Genomic DNA, 17144 nt, shown 5'->3' with positions numbered 1-17144 from the left:
CGTTTGCAGACAATGAGGCTTCAGGCGATCAGAACGACAGGTCGCCCCAGACGCCGAATTCCTTGGTCTTGTCGTTCTTCTTGTCGCCGGCGTTGGCCAGGTGCGTGTACTTGTACACGGTCGACAGCTTCAGGTTCTTCATGACCGGGAACTCGACACCGACGTTCCAGTACTTGTCGCTCAGAGTCGGGTCCAGCGTCTTGCTGACGTCGGTGTCATCGTAACGACCGAACACGTTGATACCGCCATCGGTGACGCGCACGCTGCCCCACACCGACCAGCCACTGGTCTTGTCGGTGGCGACGGTCATCACGTTGTTGAGGTTCTTGGCCTGGAAGTACTCGCCACCGACGCGGAAATCGCTGTCGGCGTAGGCCACCATCGCATTGGCGCGGGTGTAGGTGTTCTCGGCGCTCTGGATGTCGGTTTCTTTGCCCAGCTTGCCGCTGTAGCCACCGACGGCGACCACGAAGTTCTCGTTCGGGGTGTAGGCCACGCGGCCTTCCACGTCCATGCCCTTGCTGCGGGTCGGGTTCTTGTAACCGGCGCCGGACACGACCGACACGGCGTAGTTGAAGTTGTTGCCCAGGTTGCCGAAGCCATGCAGGCCCCAGTCGGACGAGTTGCCGTACTTCAGGCGGTCGGTCAGGGTGTTCTCGACATAACGCATGCCGTAGAACTTCTCGACGTACGGGATCCACGGCATGTCGGCGGCACCGACGCGCAGGTTGAAGGCCGGGTCGAAGCTGCCCTGCACGTAGGCCTTCTTGACGAACAGTTCGGTGTTGCCGATGGCCGAGCTGTACTGGAAGTCGGTGGTCAGGTTGGCCGACCAGATGTCGTTGAACTTGTGGTCGACGGTCAGGTAGAAGCGCTTGACGTCCAGACCGTTGCCGCTGGCGGCGGTGTCCTTGCCGTTGCTGGTCTTGTCGATGTTGGTCAGGTCGAAGAACATGCGACCGCCGATCTTGTTGTCATTGACCAGCTTGGCCAGCTTGTCGACGCTGGTCTGGGTCTTCTGCGCACCTTCCAGGGCCTGCGCCTGGGTGATGTTCACTTCGGACTGCGCGTCGGACTGTGCCTGCAGTGCCTGCGAGTCGTTCTGCAGCTGCTGGACCTGTGCCTGCAGTGCCGCGATCTGGGCCTGCAGCTGCTGCAGCTGCGCCTGGGATACGCCCGAGCTGGCGGGGGCTGCGATGGCGTCGGCGGAGACCAGACCGAGGCTTGCAACGACCGCGGCGGCGAGCAAATGGGAACGCATTTTGGATTTCTCCAGAGGGTTGGAATGGCTTGGGCAGAACGCCACGCCGGCAGGCCGGTCAAGCGTTTTGCGAACGTTCCGTTAAAACCATGACAGTCGAATGACAAACTGCGCACCAAACACAGGTTTCTTCGTGCCGTCATGCGGACGACGCATTCGTGCCGGCATCTATGTCGAGCCCTTGCCGCATATGGCGTGATGTATCCATGGCCACTGCCGTGCCCCCCTTGCTGCGGCGTGCAGGCATACCGGATGGCGTCGCGTGGATGACCTGGCGTCGCTGCCAGATGCGCAGCCGGCCGCGCGGATCGCCGCGCCGCAATCGCCATTCCCCCGACGGAGCGCATCGACGGTTACAGCGTGGTCGGTCGGAGGGTGCGCGCGAAACCTTCACGGTCCTTGCGCCACGTGCCCGGATGGTGCTGTAACGGTTGCGTCATACAACGGTCCCTGCGCTGTCATCGAACCGTTATGGAATGTGCGCCGGGCGGGTAACCCCGCATCCCAATCAACCCAGGAGCCACCCCGTGATCCACGCCTTCAAGTCGCGCGTTGCCGTTGCCGTCTTCGCAGCGTCGTCCGTGTTCGCCGCCAACGCCGCTGAAATCACCGGCGCGGGCGCCTCGTTCATCTATCCGGTGATGTCCAAGTGGTCGGCCGACTACAACGCTGCCACCAGCAACAAGGTCAACTACCAGTCGATCGGTTCCGGCGGTGGCATCGCGCAGATCAAGGCCAAGACCGTTGATTTCGGTTCGTCCGATGCCCCGCTGAAGCCGGAAGAACTGGCCGCTTCGGGCCTGGCGCAGTTCCCGTCGGTGATCGGCGGCGTGGTGCCGGTGGTCAACGTGGCTGGTATCGCCCCGGGCGCGCTGAAGCTGGACGGCACCGTGCTGGCCAACATCTTCCTGGGCAAGATCAAGACCTGGAACGACCCGGCCATCGCCGCCCTGAACCCCGGCGTGACCCTGCCGAGCGCCAAGATCACCGTCGTGCACCGTTCGGACGGTTCGGGCACCACCTTCAACTTCGTCAACTACCTGTCCAAGGTCAGCCCGGAGTGGAAGACCTCGGTCGGTGAAGGCACCTCCGTCCAGTGGCCGGCCGGCATCGGCGGCAAGGGCAACGAAGGCGTTGCCGCTTACGTGAAGCAGATCAAGGGCGGCATCGGCTACGTCGAACTGTCCTATGCACTGCAGAACAAGCTGTCGTACACCGCGATGAAGAATGCTGCCGGCAAGTTCGTGCAGCCGAGCGACACCTCGTTCGCCGCTGCGGCCGCCAGCGCCGACTGGGCCAACGCCAAGGACTTCTACCTGGTGATGACCAACGCCCCGGGCGCCGAGTCCTGGCCGATCACCGCCACCAACTTCATCCTGGTGCACAAGAAGCCGAAGAACGCCGCCAACGGCAAGGCCACCCAGGAGTTCTTCCGCTGGGTCTACAAGAGCGGCGACGCCCAGGCCCGCCAGCTGGACTACGTGCCGCTGCCGGACAGCCTCGTCCGCCAGATCGAGACCTACTGGTCGCAGAACCTGAAGTAAGCGCGTTCCCCCGCAGGAACGGGATCGGCGGGTCCTCTCTCCCCCGCCGATCCCACCCGGGCGCGAGATCCTCGAGATCTCGCGCTCTTCTTGTTTTTGGGGTGCACCTGCCTCTGTAGTGCCGAGCCCACGCTCGGCTGGGTGATGGAGCGTGCGGACCAACGGTCCGCACCTACCGAGGGCTACAAAGGGCCGAAGGCAGTCGAGCCAGCTCGACTCTACGAGGGCCATGCGGCGGTCATCTCGGTGCGCAGATCCGGGGTTTCCGGGGCCCTGCCGGCGGCCGGCCAACCCCGTGAAGCCCTTGTCGGAACGTGATCCAGGACACCTCTGTCATGGTCGTAATACGGTTGTAACAAAAACATCATTTCATAGCCGCATCCGCCGACACCGTCGGCTCTTCCCCGCTATGGAGTGACCATGAAACTGCACTCGGCCGGCCTCGCCGCCCTTTCCCTGGCCATCGCCCTGGGCCTGTCGGCCTGCGGTGGCGACAAGCAGGCCGCGCAGCAGCCGGCTGCCGACGGTGCCGCCGCCCCGGCCACCGCCGGTGCCAAGGTGACCGCCGAAGTGTCCGGCGCAGGCGCGTCCTTCATCTTCCCGCTGGTCTCCAAGTGGTCGGCTGACTACAACGCCACCACCGGCGCCAAGATCAACTACCAGTCGATCGGCTCCGGCGGCGGCATCGCCCAGATCAAGGCCGGCACCGTCGACTTCGGCTCCTCCGACAAGCCGCTGAGCAGCGAAGAACTGGCCCAGGCCGGCCTGGCCCAGTTCCCGTCCGCCATCGGCGGCGTGGTGCCGGTGGTCAACATCGAAGGCCTGGAAGGCGGCAAGCTGCGCCTGAGCGGCGCCCTGCTGGCCGACATCTTCCTGGGCAAGGTCAAGACCTGGAACGACCCGGCCATCGTCGCCGCCAACCCGGGCGTGAAGCTGCCGGACGGCAAGATCACCCTGGTCCACCGTTCGGACGGTTCGGGCACCACCTTCAACTTCTCCAACTACCTGTCCAAGGTCAGCCCGGAGTGGAAGACCAAGGTCGGCGAAGGCACCTCGGTGCAGTGGCCGGACGGCGTCGGTGGCAAGGGCAATGAAGGCGTCGCGTCGTATGTGAAGCAGATCAAGGGCTCGATCGGCTACGTCGAACTGGCCTACGCGCTGCAGAACGGCATGCCGTACACCGCCATGCAGAACGCGGCCGGCAACTGGGTCGAGCCGAGCGCGGAAACCTTCGCCGCGGCTGCCGCCAGCGCCGACTGGGCCAGCGCCAAGGACTTCAACCTGGTCATCACCAATGCCCCGGGCGAGCAGGCGTGGCCGATCACCGCCACCAACTTCATGCTGATGCAGAAGCAGCCGAAGGATGCCAAGCGCAACCAGGACACGCTGGCCTTCTTCAAGTGGGCCTTCGAGAACGGCCAGGCCCAGGCCAACGAGCTGCACTACGTGCCGCTGCCGGCCGAACTGGTCAAGCAGATCGAGGCCTACTGGACGACCGACCTGAAGTGATGGACATGACGGTGCCCGCCCCGCGCGGGCACCGCCGCTTCCACGCCGTGCCGCCCCGCCCCTTCCTGGCCCCGCCGTCCCCATGAATGCCATCGCCCAGCCTGTAGCCGCCCCGTCCACGCGTGATACGCGTGATGCCCGCAACGACAAACTGTTCCGATGGGTGCTGGTCGGCACCGTCATCTTCGTCCTGATCGCGCTGGCCTGCGCCGCACTTTCAATGCTGTGGGGCGGCCGCCATGCCCTGCAGATGCAGGGCCTGAGCTTCTTCTTCTCCGCCGACTGGAATCCGGTCGAGAACAAGTTCGGCGCCCTCGCCCCGATCTACGGCACCCTGGTCACCGCGGCCATCGCGATGGTCATCGCCGTGCCGGTCAGCTTCGGCATCGCCTTCTTCCTGACCGAAGTCGCTCCGCGCTGGCTGCGTGGCCCGGTCGGTACCGCCATCGAACTGCTGGCGGGCATTCCCTCGATCATCTACGGCATGTGGGGCCTGTTCGTGCTGGTGCCGGTGATGACCGAATACGTCACCCCGTTCCTCAACGAGACCCTGGGCGAAATGCCGCTCATCGGCCCGCTGTTCCAGGGCCCGCCGCTGGGCATCGGCATGCTCACCGCCGGTTTCGTGTTGGCCATCATGGTCATTCCGTTCATCTCCTCGGTGATGCGCGAAGTGTTCCTGACCGTGCCGACCCGCCTGAAGGAATCGGCCTATGCACTGGGCTCCACCAAGTGGGAAGTGAGCTGGGACATCGTGCTGCCCTACACCCGCTCGGCGGTGATCGGCGGCATCTTCCTCGGCCTCGGCCGCGCCCTGGGCGAAACGATGGCGGTGGCCTTCGTGATCGGCAACAGCGTGCGCCTGTCGCCGTCGCTGCTGGAACCGGGCACCACCATCGCCGCACTGATCGCCAACGATTTCGGCGAAGCCACTGAAACCTACCGCTCGGCCCTGCTGCTGCTCGGCTTCGTCCTCTTCATCGTCACCTTCGTGGTGCTGGCCATCGCCCGCCTGATGCTGATGCGCCTGTCCCGCAAGGAGGGCAACTGATGTCCAGTACCGCTGACTCGCTGTACCTGCGCCGCCGCATCGGCAATGTCATCGCCATCGCTGCGTCCTGCGCCACCGCCCTGTTCGGCCTGTTCTTCCTGGGCTGGATCCTGTTCACCCTGGCCTCCAAGGGCCTGGCCGGCATCAACCTGGACCTGTTCACCAAGATGACGCCGCCACCGATGCAGGAAGGCGGCCTGGCCAATGCCTTCTTCGGCAGTGCGGTGATGTGTGCGCTGGCGATCGGCATCGGCACCCCGCTGGGTGTGCTGGCCGGCACCTGGCTGGCCGAATATGGCAATGCCCGCAAGGCCGGCACGGTAGTCCGCTTCGTCAACGACATCCTGCTGTCGGCCCCGTCGATCGTGCTCGGCCTGTTCGTCTACACGCTGTACGTGATGCAGACCGGCGGCAACTTCTCGGCGTTCGCCGGTGCCCTGTCGCTGGCCTTCATCGTGCTGCCGGTAGTGGTGCGCACCACCGATGAGATGCTGCGCCTGGTGCCTTCGCAGATGCGAGAGGCGGCCCTGTCGCTGGGTATCCCGCAGTGGAAGGTGATCGTGCAGGTGCTGTACCGCAGCGCGTCGGCCGGCATCATCACCGGCATCCTGCTGGCCCTGGCCCGCATCTCCGGTGAGACCGCACCGCTGCTTTTCACCGCCTTCGGCAACCAGTACTGGAACAACAACATCTTCCAGCCGATGGCGTCGGTGCCGGTGGTGATGAACCAGTTCGCCGGCAGCCCGTATGAATCCTGGCAGGTGCTCGCCTGGGCCGGTGCCCTGGTGCTGACTGTCTTCGTGTTGCTGGTCAGCCTTGCCGCGCGCGGCATCCTGCTGCGCAACCGTATCTCCCATGACTGACCTTTCCGTGGAAACCGCCATGAACGACCTCTCCAATGCCGTGCCGATGCAGCGCATCGCCGTGCCGTCCTCGCACGAGAGCCTGCACACGCCGGCTCCGGTCAAGCTCGCCGCGCGTGGACTGGACTTCTACTACGACAAGTTCCACGCCTTGAAGGGCATCAACCTTGAGATTCCGGAAAAGCGCGTGACCGCGCTGATCGGTCCCTCCGGTTGCGGCAAGTCGACCCTGCTGCGCATCTTCAACCGCATCTACGCGCTGTACCCGAAGCTGGAAGCGCGCGGTGAAGTGCTGCTGGACGGCGAGGACATCCTGTCGCCGAAGTATCCAATGAACCGGCTGCGCAGCAAGGTCGGCATGGTGTTCCAGAAGCCGGTCCCGTTCCCGATGACCATCTTCGAGAACGTGGCCTACGGCATCCGCCACCACGAGAAGCTGAGCAAGGCCGACATGGCCGACCGCGTCGAGCAGGCATTGCGCCAGGGCGCGCTGTGGGACGAGGTGAAGGACAAGCTGGGGCAGAGCGCACTGGGCCTGTCCGGTGGCCAGCAGCAGCGCCTGTGCATCGCCCGGGCCGTGGCCCTGCGCCCGTCGGTGCTGCTGCTGGACGAGCCGACCTCGGCGCTGGACCCGATCTCCACCAGCCGCATCGAGCAGCTGGTCGAAGAGCTCAAGCACGAGTACACGATCGTGATCGTCACCCACAACATGCAGCAGGCCGCACGCGTGTCCGACTACACCGCCTTCATGTACCTGGGCGACCTGATCGAACACGACCGTACCGAAGTGATCTTCTCGCAGCCCTCGCAGCGGCAGACCGAGGACTACATCACCGGTCGCTTCGGCTGATCGGTCTGTTTCTTCGCCACATGTTCCAGCCAGGCATGGCCTGGCTCTACCCGGATTGCAGACCATGAATCTTCCCAACGACCACATCGTCAAGAGCTACGACGAAGAGCAGCAGCGCCTGGTGGCCGAAATCGTGCGCATGGGCGAGATGGCCGTCGCCCAGCTCGAAGCAGCGATGGACGTGATCGAGAAGCGCGACGAGAACGCCGCCCATCGCATCATCGCCAACGACGAAGCGATCGACGCGCTGGAACAGCAGATCAGCCACGACGTGATGCGCCTGGCGCTGCGTGGCCCGATGGCACGCGACCTGCGCGAGATCCTCGCCGGCCTGCGCATTCCGGCCGACATCGAGCGTATCGGCGACTATGCCGCCAACGTCGCCAAGCGTTCGATCGCGCTGGGCAAGGTGCCGCCGCTGCCGCAGATCCAGGGCCTGCGCGCCCTCGGTCGCCTGGCCGCACAGCAGGTGCGCCGTGCCATCGCCGCCTACCGCGACAACGATGCCGACGCCGCACTGGAGCTGCGCGAGGATGATGCACGCCTGGATGCGCAGTACACCGCGCTGTTCCGCGAGCTGCTCACCTACATGATGGAAGACCCGCGCAACATCACCCCGTGCACCCACCTGCTGTTCATGGCCAAGAACCTGGAGCGCGTGGGTGACCACGCCACCAACATCGCCGAGAACGTGTGGTTCCTGGTGCACGGCGAGCAGCCGCTGCCGCCGCGCGAAAAGCGCGACGAGACCTCCAGCACCGGTCAGCTCTGACGCTGCACTGCAACACCGGAGTCGACTCCAGGGTGGCCGCTGTCCTCATGACAGCGGCCTTCTTTTTTGGGGGTTCGCGGCGTTCATCCACGCATGGCGTGTATCTACCGGGCATCGCGTGACGTGGATTTGCCGGGGTTCCATCCACGCCTGGCGTGGATTTTTCGGGAGGCCGGCAGTAGATCCACGCCATGCGTGGATGCCGTGCCGCGGGCCACCGATCTCCCCTTCTGTAACAAATCTCACGAAAATTTGAGCACTTGGCGAGGATTCGTTGAGTAGGATCGCTGCACCATCGCTTCCACCGGCATCCCGCCGGCCACCCGGGCACCCGCCCACACCACCCAGGAGCACGACCGATGAGCAGTTCCAACAAGACCCTGTCCCTGCTGACTGCTACCGCCCTGGCCGCCGGCCTGGGCATGACCGCCAGTGCCTCGGCCCTGAGCATGAGCGACCTGGCCCAGGGTTACCTGGTGGCCGGGCAGGCGGCCAAGGCCAGCACCGACGCCAAGGCTGCCGACACCAAGATGGCGGCTGACGCCAGCAAGCACGCCGAGGGCAAGTGTGGTGCCGACGGCAAGAGCGCTGAAGGCAAGTGCGGCGCCGACAAGGGCAAGGCCGCCGGTGCGGCAGCCGGTGCCAAAGCCAAGACCGGCGACAAGAAGTCGGCCGAAGGCAAGTGCGGCGAAGGCAAGTGTGGTGGCAAGCACTGACGTCCGCGCCAGCGCCGTCCACCGGCGGTCGCCGCTTCGTGCGGCGGCCGCCGGGTTGGGCCTGCGCCGGGCGCTGCTGCAGGACCTGCGCGAGGCACCGGCCGGCGACTTCGATTTCCTCGAATGCGCGCCGGAGAACTGGATCCACGTCGGAGGCCCGGCCGGTGACGCGCTGGCCGAACTGGCGCAGCGCCATCCGCTGAGCTGCCATGGCCTGTCATTGTCACTGGGCAGCGCCGCACCGCTGGATACGCAGTTGCTGGAACAAGTCGGCCAGTTCCTCGAAACGCACCGCGTGCCGCTGTACAGCGAGCATCTGAGCTACTGCAGCGACGACGGCCACCTGTACGACCTGTTGCCGATTCCGTTCACCGACGAGGCCGTGCGCCACACCGCCGCGCGTATCGCCCAGGTGCAGGACCTGCTCGGCCGCCGCATCGCAGTGGAGAACGTGTCCTACTACCTGGCGCCGGAGCCAGCGATGGACGAACTGGCGTTCACCACGGCGGTGCTCGCCGAGGCCGACTGTGACCTGCTGCTGGACGTCAACAACGTCTACGTCAATGCCTGCAACCACGGCTACGATGCCGATGCCTTCATCGCCGGCCTGCCCGCACAGCGCGTCGTCTGCCTGCACGTGGCCGGTCACCTGGACGAAGCGCCGGACCTGAAGATCGATACCCATGGCAGCGCGGTGATCGACCCGGTCTGGGAGCTGCTGGCGCGCACCTATGCGCGTATCGGGCCGCGCCCCACCCTGCTCGAGCGCGATTTCAACTTCCCGCCCTATGCCGAGCTGCGCGGCGAACTGCAGACCATCCGCCGCCTGCAGGCCATGCACGCCGGAAGTGCACATGACTGATGCCGCCGCCACGCTGCGCGCGCAGCAGCACGCCTTCACCGCGCACCTGCGCGATCCGCAGGCCGTGGCCGCGCCGGCCGGCCTGGAGCCACGCCGGCTGGCGGTGTACCAGCGGCTGCTGTTCAACAATCTGCTCGGCCTGCTGGGCAACGGCTTCCCGGTCTGCGTGCGCCTGCTGGGCGAACCGGCCTGGAGTGCGCTGGTGCGCCGCTACTTCGCCACGCACCGCTGCCAGACACCGTTGTTCACCGAACTGGCCGCCGAATTCGTGCAGTGGCTGCAGGCGCAGCCGCAGCTGCCGCACCCCGCACTGGCCGAGCTGGCCCACTACGAGTGGGTGGAAACCGCGCTGTACCAGTTGTCCGCCGCACCGCTGCCGCCGCCAGGCGACATCGATCCGCTGTGGGTGCCACTGCGGCGCTCGCCGCTGGCATGGCCACTGCTGTACCAGTGGCCGGTGCATCGCCTCGGTGCCGACGATGCGCCGACCGCGTTGCCGGCCGAGCCGACCGGCCTGCTGGTGCGCCGCGAGGCCGATGGCGAAGTGCGGTTTGCTGCGCTCAGCCCGTTGGCGGTCTACCTGCTGTCCAGCATCGGCGACCAGCCCGGCCGCGATGGCCACACCTACCTGCAGCAGCTGGCCGCCGCCCATGGCCTGCCCGAAGACGCGCTGGCCGGGCCCGGCGCCGCGCTGCTGCAACAGTTCCTGCAGGCCGGCGTGATCGGCCCGCTCGACGCCCCGCCCTGACGCCCCTTCCTGCGGAGATCCCCCAATGAACCTTCCGACCCTGGCCGCCGCGCGTGGCCAGCTGGACCGTCTCGCCCCCTGGCTGGCCCCGCTCGGCCTGCGCCTGCTGCTGGCCTGGGAGTTCTTCGAATCCGGGCGCGAGAAGCTGCACGGGCAGAACTGGTTCGCCGACCTGCAGGGCGCATTCCCGTTCCCGTTCGACCAGCTGCCGGCCGCCCTGAACTGGCAGCTGGCGACCTGGTTCGAACTGGTCGGGGCGGCCTGCCTGCTGTTCGGCTTCGGTACGCGTCTTGCCGCTGCCAGCCTGCTGGTGCTGACCGTCGTGGCCACCTATGCGGTGCACTGGCCGATGCAATGGAGCTCGCTGGGCGAACTGGCGATGGGCTATGCGATCAGTGACCAGGGATTCGGCAACTTCAAGCTGCCGGTGCTGTTCATGGCCATGCTGCTGCCGCTGCTGTTCACCGGCGCCGGCAAACTGAGCGTGGATACATTGCTGGCACGGCCTGCGGTTCGGTAGACGCCGACCTTGGTCGGCGCGGGCCATGCCAACCAAGGTTGGCAGCTACCGGCATCCCGCATTTCGTACCACCCGGACGGCCGGCACTGCCTGCGGTTCGGTAGATGCCGACCTTGGTCGGCGCGGGCCATGCCAACCAAGGTTGGCAGCTACCGGCATCCCGCATCTCGTACCACCCGGACGGCTGGCACGGCCTGCGGTTCGGTAGACGCCGACCTTGGTCGGCGCACCGTGTGCCAACCAAGGTTGGCACCTACCGGGTTCGGCGTTCGTGCCACCACGGTGGCTGGCATGGGTCGCGTGGCCGGGCGCTCAGGGTCGCTCTGCTAGAATTCACCCATGACCGATCCGACTCCCGCACCTGCCGCCGCTCCCGATTCCGCAGTCACCCCGGCGCAGCGCGCGATGTCACAACGCTTCCGCGGCTTCCTGCCGGTGGTGGTGGACGTGGAAACCGGCGGCTTCGACGCGCAGCGCAACGCGCTGCTGGAAATCGCCGCAGTGCCGATCGAAATGGACGAGAACGGCCTGCTCTACCCCGGCCAGACCGCCAGCGCCCACGTAGTGCCGGCCGAAGGCCTGGAGATCGACCCGAAGTCGCTGGAAGTGACCGGCATCATCCTCGACCACCCGTTCCGGCTGGCCAAGGAAGAGAAGGCGGCACTGGACCACATCTTCACTCCGGTGCGTGCGGCCATGAAGAAGTACGGCTGCCAGCGCGCGATCCTGGTCGGCCACAACGCGCATTTCGACCTCGGCTTCGTCAATGCGGCGGTCGCGCGTACCGGCCACAAGCGCAATCCGTTCCATCCCTTCAGCGTGTTCGATACGGTGACACTGGCCGGTATCGCCTACGGGCAGACCGTGCTCGCGCGTGCGGCCAATGCCGCCGGGCTGGGCTGGGATGCCAACGAAGCGCACAGCGCGGTGTATGACACCGAGCAGACGGCGCGGTTGTTCTGCACGATCGCCAACGCCTGGCCCCGGTAAGACGGCCCACGGCGCAACCGCACCCACCACCCACCCACCGGGCAGTAGATCCACGCCATGCGTGGATGCGATCAGCCGATGCTCGTGCGATCCCGGCCGTCGCTCTTGGCGCGGTACAGCGCGCGGTCGGCGCGCTGGTACAGCAGCGCCGGCGTGCGGTCGTCGGCATCCAGTTCCACCAGGCCGGCACTGAAGGTCACCCGCAGGCCCGGCACGCCCGCCCAGTCCGGATGGTCATGGAACAGGCCGCGCAGGCGCGCGCACAGCTGTGCGGCCTCCTCCAGCCGGGTGTCATTGAGCAGCAGCGCGAACTCTTCACCACCGGTACGTGCCGGCAGGTCCGCCACGCGGCAGGCAGCAGCGATCACCGCCGCCACCTGTACCAGCACCGTGTCGCCGATGCTGTGGCTGTGCCGGTCGTTGACGTCCTTGAAGTGATCGATGTCCAGCACCACCAGGCACAACGGATGGCCACTGCGCTGCGAACGGGCGAAGTCGCGTGCCAGCGTCTCGTCGAATCCACGGCGGTTGGACAGGCCGGTCAGGGCATCCTCGCGGGCCTGCCGTTCAAAGGCTTCGGCCTGCCGCGCCAGGCGCTCGGCCAACTCGGTCTTTTCCTGGTTCAACGCCTGCAGGTGCACGGTCTTGGCCTGCAGGTCGAAGGTGGCTTCGTCGACCCGCCGCCCCAGCCGCAGGTTGCTGGCCTTCAGCTGCTGCAGCAGCAGGCGGTACAGCGCCACCAGTCCGGCCAGCAGCAGCAGCCCACCCAGCCCCTGCACGCTGCGCCGCTGCCACCAGAACGGCTGCACGGTAAAGCTCCACACTGCTTCCTGCTGGCCCCAGGCCCCGCCCGGGTGTGCGGCCGCCACATGCAGGGTGTAGTCACCCGGCGGCAGGCCGACGAACTCGACACTGCGCTGCGGGCCACGCTCGACCCAGCCGGCATCCAGCCCATCCAGCCGTGTGCGATAGCGGATCCGGTCGGACATCAGGTAGCTCAGGCCGACGTAGCTGACCGCCAACCGACGGCCACCCGGAATGTAGTTGCGTTCGGGGCCTTCCCAATGCACCGGTGCGCCATCCACCTGCACACTCTCGATCGCCGCCGGCGGCGAGGGTCGCTCGCGGAAACGCTGCAGGCGCTGGGGATCGACCGTGCTCAGGCCGCCGGCGGTGACCACCCAGAAGGTCCCGTCCTGGCGCAGGATCGCCGACGGGCCTGAGCTGCCGTTGGCCTGCGCATTGGCCATGCCGTCGATCTCGTTGTAACGCTCGACCACCACCCGCGGCGCACGGCCATCGGCCACGGCATTGAGCGTGGCCATGTCGGTGCGCAGCACGCCACGATTGCTGCTGATCCATACATTGCCCAGCCGGTCGGGCACCAGCTGGAACACCGCGTCCACCGGCATGCCCTGCTCCAGGCCAACCCGCGCCAGCCTGTCGTTCTGCCAGCGATACAGGCCGCGGTCGCTGCTGATCCACATCGCATCGCCCAGCTGGTGGAAACCGAACACACTGCGGCCACCGCCCAGCGGCGCCAGGTCGATCGACTGCACATGGTCGCCGCGCAGCACGCGGATGCCTTCGATGGTGCCGATCCACAGGTTGCCCTGGTGGTCGTGCTCAAGCGCGGTGATCAGGCCACCCGGCATGCCCGCCACGTTCGATACCTGCACGCGGTCGCCGTCGATGCGCACCACGCCCCTCTGCGTGCCGGCCCAGACCACGCCCTGCGAATCAACGCTGATCGCGCGGATGTTGCCGCCCGGCATGCCGTCGGCAGCCGCGTAGTTGTGGCGCAGGCTGCCATCCCGGCGCAGCCGGTAGACACCATCGCCAAACGTCCCCACCCACAGATCACCTTCCGGTCCCTGTGCCAGGCTCAGCACCGAGGGTGCCTTGCCACCCCGGTTGTGCAGTGGCATCGCGCGGAAACGGCCGTCGGCCGTCTGCTGGTCCAGGCCGCTGGCACTGCCGACCCAGAGCTGGCGGTCGCGGTCCTCCAGCACCGTGCGCACATAGTCGCCGCTGAGGCCATCGCGCTCGATGTAGCTGCTGAACAGTGTTTCGCGCAACCGGTACAGCCCGCCATTGGCGCCCACCCAGATGCTGCCTTCGGCATCTTCGCGCAGGCTGACCACGCGCCCGCCGGGCAGGTTCAGTCCCGCCGGCAACCGCTCCAGGCCATGCGCGGAAATGCGCAGCAGGCCCTGGTTCTCGGTTCCCAGCCACAGGTCTCCGTGTCGATCCTGCAGCATGGCGGTCATGTGCAGCTGGCCCGGCAGGCGGTGCACCAGTACCAGGCGGTCATCCTCCACCCGGTACAGGCGTTCACCGGCAACGATCCACAGCGCTCCGTCCGGGGCCCGGTACGGCCACGACAGGCCGCTGCCGGCACCCAGCCCCCAGGCCGCCGGCGCGCGCTTGAGCACGCCATCGTTGTCGCGCAGCACCAGCCCGTCGAGCGTGCCGACCCAGACCCGGTCCTGCGCATCGACCACCAGCTTGGTGAAGCTCATCGCCATCGGCAGGTCCGCGGCCGGCGCCTGGTAGACGATGCCCCGGTCCGGGGTCAGATAGGCGATGCCCTTGCCTTCGTACAGCAGCCACAAGCGCCCCTGGCTGTCCATCTGCATGGACTGGATCAGCACCTGTGGCGTGTCAGCCTGGTGCTCCCATACCCGCCATTGGCCGTCACTGCCACGGTGGCTTACGTTGCCGCGCGAATCGCTGATCCACAGCCCGCCCTGGCGGTCGACGAACAGCGCACCGATGCCGTTGTCGCGCAGGCCCGGGCGCGTGCTGCGGTCGAACACGGTGAAATCCAGGCCGTTGTAGCGCACCAGCCCTTCCCAGGTCGCGAACCACAGGTGGCCTTCAGGCGTCTGCGCGATGTCACGCAGCGAGTTGTGCGGCAGACCATTGCGCGAGGTCCACACATCGATGGCGTAGTCGCGCAGCGGCGGCGCCCCGTCGCGTGCGGCCAGTGGCAGCGCCAGCACCAGCAGCAGCCACAACAGGCCCTGCCGCAGCACCCGCCTGTAGTCCGATACGCGGCGCTCCACCCAGCGCCCGTGGTCCCCTTGCCCGCTCATCACCGCAGCGGCGGTGGCCAGGTGTGGCCGCAGGGCGCTGCAGCGTACGGGAACAGCCGGACAGCGCGGAACGGCATGCCGGCGGAAACGGACTGGCTCATCGGGGGGAGATTGGGGAGATGCGCAGATGATAGGCGAAACCCCGCCCCCGCGTTACCGCCTGTGGCCCTCCGGCTCAGCCGGCGCGGCCGGGCGCCACCACCTGGGCACTGGCCGGCCACTGCACCACCGCTTCCAAGCCGCCTTCGGCACGGTTGCGCAGCCACAGCCGCGCGCCGTCCTTCTCGGCCAGGGCGCGGGCAATGGTCAGGCCCAGGCCGGCACCACCGGTCTCGCGCGAGCGTGAGGTTTCCACCCGCACGAACGGGTCGAACACCGCTTCCAGCTGCGCCTCGGCCAGGCCCGGGCCATCGTCGGCCACCACCACGGTGATCGTTCCACCGCTGCGCTCGACCCGGACCCGTGCGCGCTGCGCATACATCACCGCGTTGTCCACCAGATTGGAAAACAGACGGTGCATGGCCAGCGGCCGCAGCATCAGCACCGCGCCGCTACCGCCTTCGAAGACCACGTCGGCGCCGCCCTCGGCGGTGTCCTCGACAATGCTCTCCAACAGCGAATCCAGATCCAGAGCGGCACGCTGCTCGGAACTCTCGGCGCTGCGGGCCAGTTCCAGGCCCTCGCGCACCAGCGCCTGCATCGATGCCAGATCGCCGATCAGGCGCTCGCGCAGCGTCTCATCGCTGACGTTTTCCAGGCGCAGGCGCAAGCGGGTCACCGGCGTCTGCAGGTCGTGGGTGATCGCCGCCAGCATCTGCGTACGTTCGGCCAGGTGCCGTTGCAGACGGTGCTGCATGGCATTGAAGGCTTCGGCGGCGCGCTGCACCTCGCGCGGTCCGCGCAGGGGCAGCGGGGCGCGCTGCAGGTCATCACCGAGGTCTTCGGCGGCCGCGGCCAGCTCCTGCAACGGGGCGCTGGCAATGCGCGCGACGATGTAGGCCAGCACGGCGATCGCCAGCACCAGCAGGGTCAGGAACCACGGGTCGACGGCGAGGATGCCGTTGTGGGCCACCGCCGGCGAATCCAGCGCCAGCTTCAGCAGCGTGCCGTCGTTGAGCGTGACATCCACGGCGCGGCACTTGGGCGGGATGAACGCCGGGTCGCGCTCGCGCGGCGGCCGCCGATGTCCCGGCGGTGGCGGTGGCAGCAGATCCTGCAGCTTGGGAATGCAGGAGCGGAACGAGGCAAAGTGCACTTGCGCGCGCGACACCGGCCCGGGCCGATCATCCAGCACTTCCATCAGCGCGGTGTCGGCCCGTCCCAGCCGAGCACCGGGCTGCAGCGCCCGCACACTCGGCCCACCGACCGCAAGCAGGCGCTCACGCAGCTCCGGATTGCCATCAAGCAGGTTGACGTAGCCCTGCAGCCGGTCCGCGATGCGGTTCAGGTTCTGCCGCTCGAATTCCTGCTGCCGCTTGGAGGTGGCCAGCATGGTCGCACCGATCGCGGCGACCGACATGCCCAGCAGCAGGATCACGAACAACCGCCCGACCATCGAGGACAGGAAATGGCGCAAGCGATTCATCGCGGCTTATTCCAGGTTGACCGACGAAGCCAGCACGTAGCCTTCGTTGCGCACGGTCTTGATCAATCCGTCCGGGCCACCGTCGTCGCCCAGCTTGTTGCGCAGGCGGCTGACCTGCAGGTCGATCGCACGATCCTGCGCCTCGTAGTTGCGGCCGCTGCTGAGCGCGACCAGCTGCTCGCGCGACAGCACCTTGTTGGCATGGGCGATGAACACCCGCAGCAGGCGGAACTCGGCGCCGGACAGCACCACCACGCGATCATCCGGATCCACCAGGTGGCGATGTTCCAGATCGAACACCCAGCGCGAGAAGCGCGCACGGCGCACCGCCAGCGGCTCCAGGTTGGCCGGCAGCGCCTCGGTCCGGCGCAGCACGTTGCGGATGCGCGCCAACAGCTCGCGCGGCTCGAACGGCTTGGCCAGGTAGTCGTCGGCGCCCATCTCCAGGCCCAGCACCCGGTCGATCGGCTCGGCGCGCGCGGTCAGCATGATCACCGGCGTATTCGAACGCGCACGCAGGTCGCGGCACAGGGTCAGGCCATCCTCGCGCGGCAGGTTGAGGTCGAGCACGATCAGGTCCACATGCTCGCGGTCCAGCAGCTGGCGCATGGCGGTGCCATCGGCGGCGGTGCTCACCTGGTAGCCGGCGCGGCCGAGCTGTTCGGCCAGCAGGGTGCGGATGTCGTTGTCGTCGTCGACGATCAGCAGTCGATGCATCGTGTTTTCAGTCTCCATGGCGCGATCATCCCGTGTCGGCAGCTGAACCGCATCCGGG

15 protein-coding genes are annotated in these 17144 nt (G+C 67.1%); 11 read left to right on the top strand and 4 right to left on the bottom strand.

Annotation, left to right across the window (positions count from 1 at the left end; genetic code table 11):
- Window positions 1–28: 28 nt before the first annotated feature.
- On the bottom strand, window positions 29–1261 hold the full coding sequence (locus ABH900_RS09425) for a porin (RefSeq protein ID WP_429622624.1): 1233 nt from the start codon (window positions 1259–1261) through the stop codon (window positions 29–31).
- A 527-nt stretch (window positions 1262–1788) separates the two neighbouring features.
- On the opposite strand from ABH900_RS09425, the gene pstS (ABH900_RS09420) reads away from it, so the two are divergent.
- The 11 genes from pstS (ABH900_RS09420) (at window position 1789) to rnt (ending at window position 11686) form a co-directional block, all read left to right on the top strand.
- Complete coding sequence (gene pstS, locus ABH900_RS09420) at window positions 1789–2805, top strand: phosphate ABC transporter substrate-binding protein PstS (RefSeq protein ID WP_429622623.1); 1017 nt, start codon at window positions 1789–1791, stop codon at window positions 2803–2805.
- Window positions 2806–3225: 420 nt separating this feature from the next.
- Window positions 3226–4314 carry a phosphate ABC transporter substrate-binding protein PstS gene (pstS, locus tag ABH900_RS09415; RefSeq protein WP_429622622.1) on the top strand — a complete coding sequence of 363 codons (1089 nt, stop codon included), beginning with the start codon at window positions 3226–3228 and terminating at the stop codon, window positions 4312–4314.
- A gap of 82 nt (window positions 4315–4396) precedes the next feature.
- Window positions 4397–5365, top strand: a complete 969-nt coding sequence (gene pstC / locus ABH900_RS09410; RefSeq protein WP_429622621.1) for a phosphate ABC transporter permease subunit PstC — start codon at window positions 4397–4399, stop codon at window positions 5363–5365.
- The gene (pstA, locus tag ABH900_RS09405; protein WP_004151398.1) at window positions 5365–6228 is read left to right on the top strand and encodes a phosphate ABC transporter permease PstA; all 864 of its coding nucleotides are present in this window, start codon (window positions 5365–5367) and stop codon (window positions 6226–6228) included. The genes pstC and pstA overlap by 1 nt, the downstream gene beginning before the upstream one ends.
- 19 nt (window positions 6229–6247) lie before the next feature.
- Window positions 6248–7078, top strand: a complete 831-nt coding sequence (pstB, locus tag ABH900_RS09400; protein ID WP_429622665.1) for a phosphate ABC transporter ATP-binding protein PstB — start codon at window positions 6248–6250, stop codon at window positions 7076–7078.
- Between the two features lie 64 nt (window positions 7079–7142).
- Window positions 7143–7850: a phosphate signaling complex protein PhoU gene (gene phoU, locus ABH900_RS09395; protein ID WP_429622620.1), complete on the top strand. Its 708-nt coding sequence runs from the start codon at window positions 7143–7145 to the stop codon at window positions 7848–7850.
- A 359-nt stretch (window positions 7851–8209) separates the two neighbouring features.
- Entirely contained in the window at window positions 8210–8566 is a 357-nt protein-coding gene (locus ABH900_RS09390) for a hypothetical protein (protein ID WP_429622619.1), read from the top strand.
- On the top strand, window positions 8553–9428 hold the full coding sequence (locus ABH900_RS09385; protein ID WP_429622618.1) for an HvfB family MNIO-type RiPP peptide maturase: 876 nt from the start codon (window positions 8553–8555) through the stop codon (window positions 9426–9428). The genes ABH900_RS09390 and ABH900_RS09385 overlap by 14 nt, the downstream gene beginning before the upstream one ends.
- On the top strand, window positions 9421–10176 hold the full coding sequence (locus ABH900_RS09380) for an HvfC family RiPP maturation protein (protein ID WP_429622617.1): 756 nt from the start codon (window positions 9421–9423) through the stop codon (window positions 10174–10176). Before ABH900_RS09385 ends, ABH900_RS09380 begins: the two co-directional genes overlap by 8 nt.
- Before the next feature lie 25 nt (window positions 10177–10201).
- On the top strand, window positions 10202–10696 hold the full coding sequence (locus tag ABH900_RS09375) for an HvfX family Cu-binding RiPP maturation protein (protein WP_429622616.1): 495 nt from the start codon (window positions 10202–10204) through the stop codon (window positions 10694–10696).
- A gap of 405 nt (window positions 10697–11101) precedes the next feature.
- Window positions 11102–11686, top strand: a complete 585-nt coding sequence (gene rnt / locus ABH900_RS09370) for a ribonuclease T (protein WP_429622664.1) — start codon at window positions 11102–11104, stop codon at window positions 11684–11686.
- 71 nt (window positions 11687–11757) lie between these two features.
- On the opposite strand, the gene ABH900_RS09365 is transcribed toward rnt, so the two are convergent.
- From ABH900_RS09365 to ABH900_RS09355, 3 genes are all read right to left on the bottom strand, one after another.
- The gene (locus ABH900_RS09365; protein ID WP_429622615.1) at window positions 11758–14784 is read right to left on the bottom strand and encodes a two-component regulator propeller domain-containing protein; all 3027 of its coding nucleotides are present in this window, start codon (window positions 14782–14784) and stop codon (window positions 11758–11760) included.
- A gap of 175 nt (window positions 14785–14959) precedes the next feature.
- Window positions 14960–16369: an ATP-binding protein gene (locus tag ABH900_RS09360; protein WP_429622614.1), complete on the bottom strand. Its 1410-nt coding sequence runs from the start codon at window positions 16367–16369 to the stop codon at window positions 14960–14962.
- A gap of 6 nt (window positions 16370–16375) precedes the next feature.
- The gene (locus tag ABH900_RS09355; RefSeq protein ID WP_005408779.1) at window positions 16376–17104 is read right to left on the bottom strand and encodes a response regulator; all 729 of its coding nucleotides are present in this window, start codon (window positions 17102–17104) and stop codon (window positions 16376–16378) included.
- Window positions 17105–17144 lie beyond the last annotated feature (40 nt).

The sequence above is a fragment of the Stenotrophomonas sp. AN71 genome (assembly GCF_050435725.1).
Classification (GTDB): Bacteria; Pseudomonadota; Gammaproteobacteria; order Xanthomonadales; family Xanthomonadaceae; genus Stenotrophomonas.
Note: the sequence above shows the minus strand (reverse complement) of the source record. Positions and strands in the feature narration are given on the sequence as shown.

Excerpts from the sequence above, each read along its gene's own strand:
- ABH900_RS09425 (WP_429622624.1), bottom strand. The coding sequence starts at position 1,261 with ATGCGTTCCCATTTGCTCGCCGCCGCGGTCGTTGCAAGCCTCGGTCTG.
- pstS (WP_429622622.1), top strand. The coding sequence starts at position 3,226 with ATGAAACTGCACTCGGCCGGCCTCGCCGCCCTTTCCCTGGCCATCGCC.
- pstC (WP_429622621.1), top strand. The coding sequence starts at position 4,397 with ATGAATGCCATCGCCCAGCCTGTAGCCGCCCCGTCCACGCGTGATACG.
- pstA (WP_004151398.1), top strand. The coding sequence starts at position 5,365 with ATGTCCAGTACCGCTGACTCGCTGTACCTGCGCCGCCGCATCGGCAAT.
- pstB (WP_429622665.1), top strand. The coding sequence starts at position 6,248 with ATGAACGACCTCTCCAATGCCGTGCCGATGCAGCGCATCGCCGTGCCG.
- phoU (WP_429622620.1), top strand. The coding sequence starts at position 7,143 with ATGAATCTTCCCAACGACCACATCGTCAAGAGCTACGACGAAGAGCAG.
- ABH900_RS09390 (WP_429622619.1), top strand. The coding sequence starts at position 8,210 with ATGAGCAGTTCCAACAAGACCCTGTCCCTGCTGACTGCTACCGCCCTG.
- ABH900_RS09380 (WP_429622617.1), top strand. The coding sequence starts at position 9,421 with ATGACTGATGCCGCCGCCACGCTGCGCGCGCAGCAGCACGCCTTCACC.
- ABH900_RS09375 (WP_429622616.1), top strand. The coding sequence starts at position 10,202 with ATGAACCTTCCGACCCTGGCCGCCGCGCGTGGCCAGCTGGACCGTCTC.
- rnt (WP_429622664.1), top strand. The coding sequence starts at position 11,102 with ATGTCACAACGCTTCCGCGGCTTCCTGCCGGTGGTGGTGGACGTGGAA.
- ABH900_RS09365 (WP_429622615.1), bottom strand. The coding sequence starts at position 14,784 with ATGAGCGGGCAAGGGGACCACGGGCGCTGGGTGGAGCGCCGCGTATCG.
- ABH900_RS09360 (WP_429622614.1), bottom strand. The coding sequence starts at position 16,369 with ATGAATCGCTTGCGCCATTTCCTGTCCTCGATGGTCGGGCGGTTGTTC.
- ABH900_RS09355 (WP_005408779.1), bottom strand. The coding sequence starts at position 17,104 with ATGGAGACTGAAAACACGATGCATCGACTGCTGATCGTCGACGACGAC.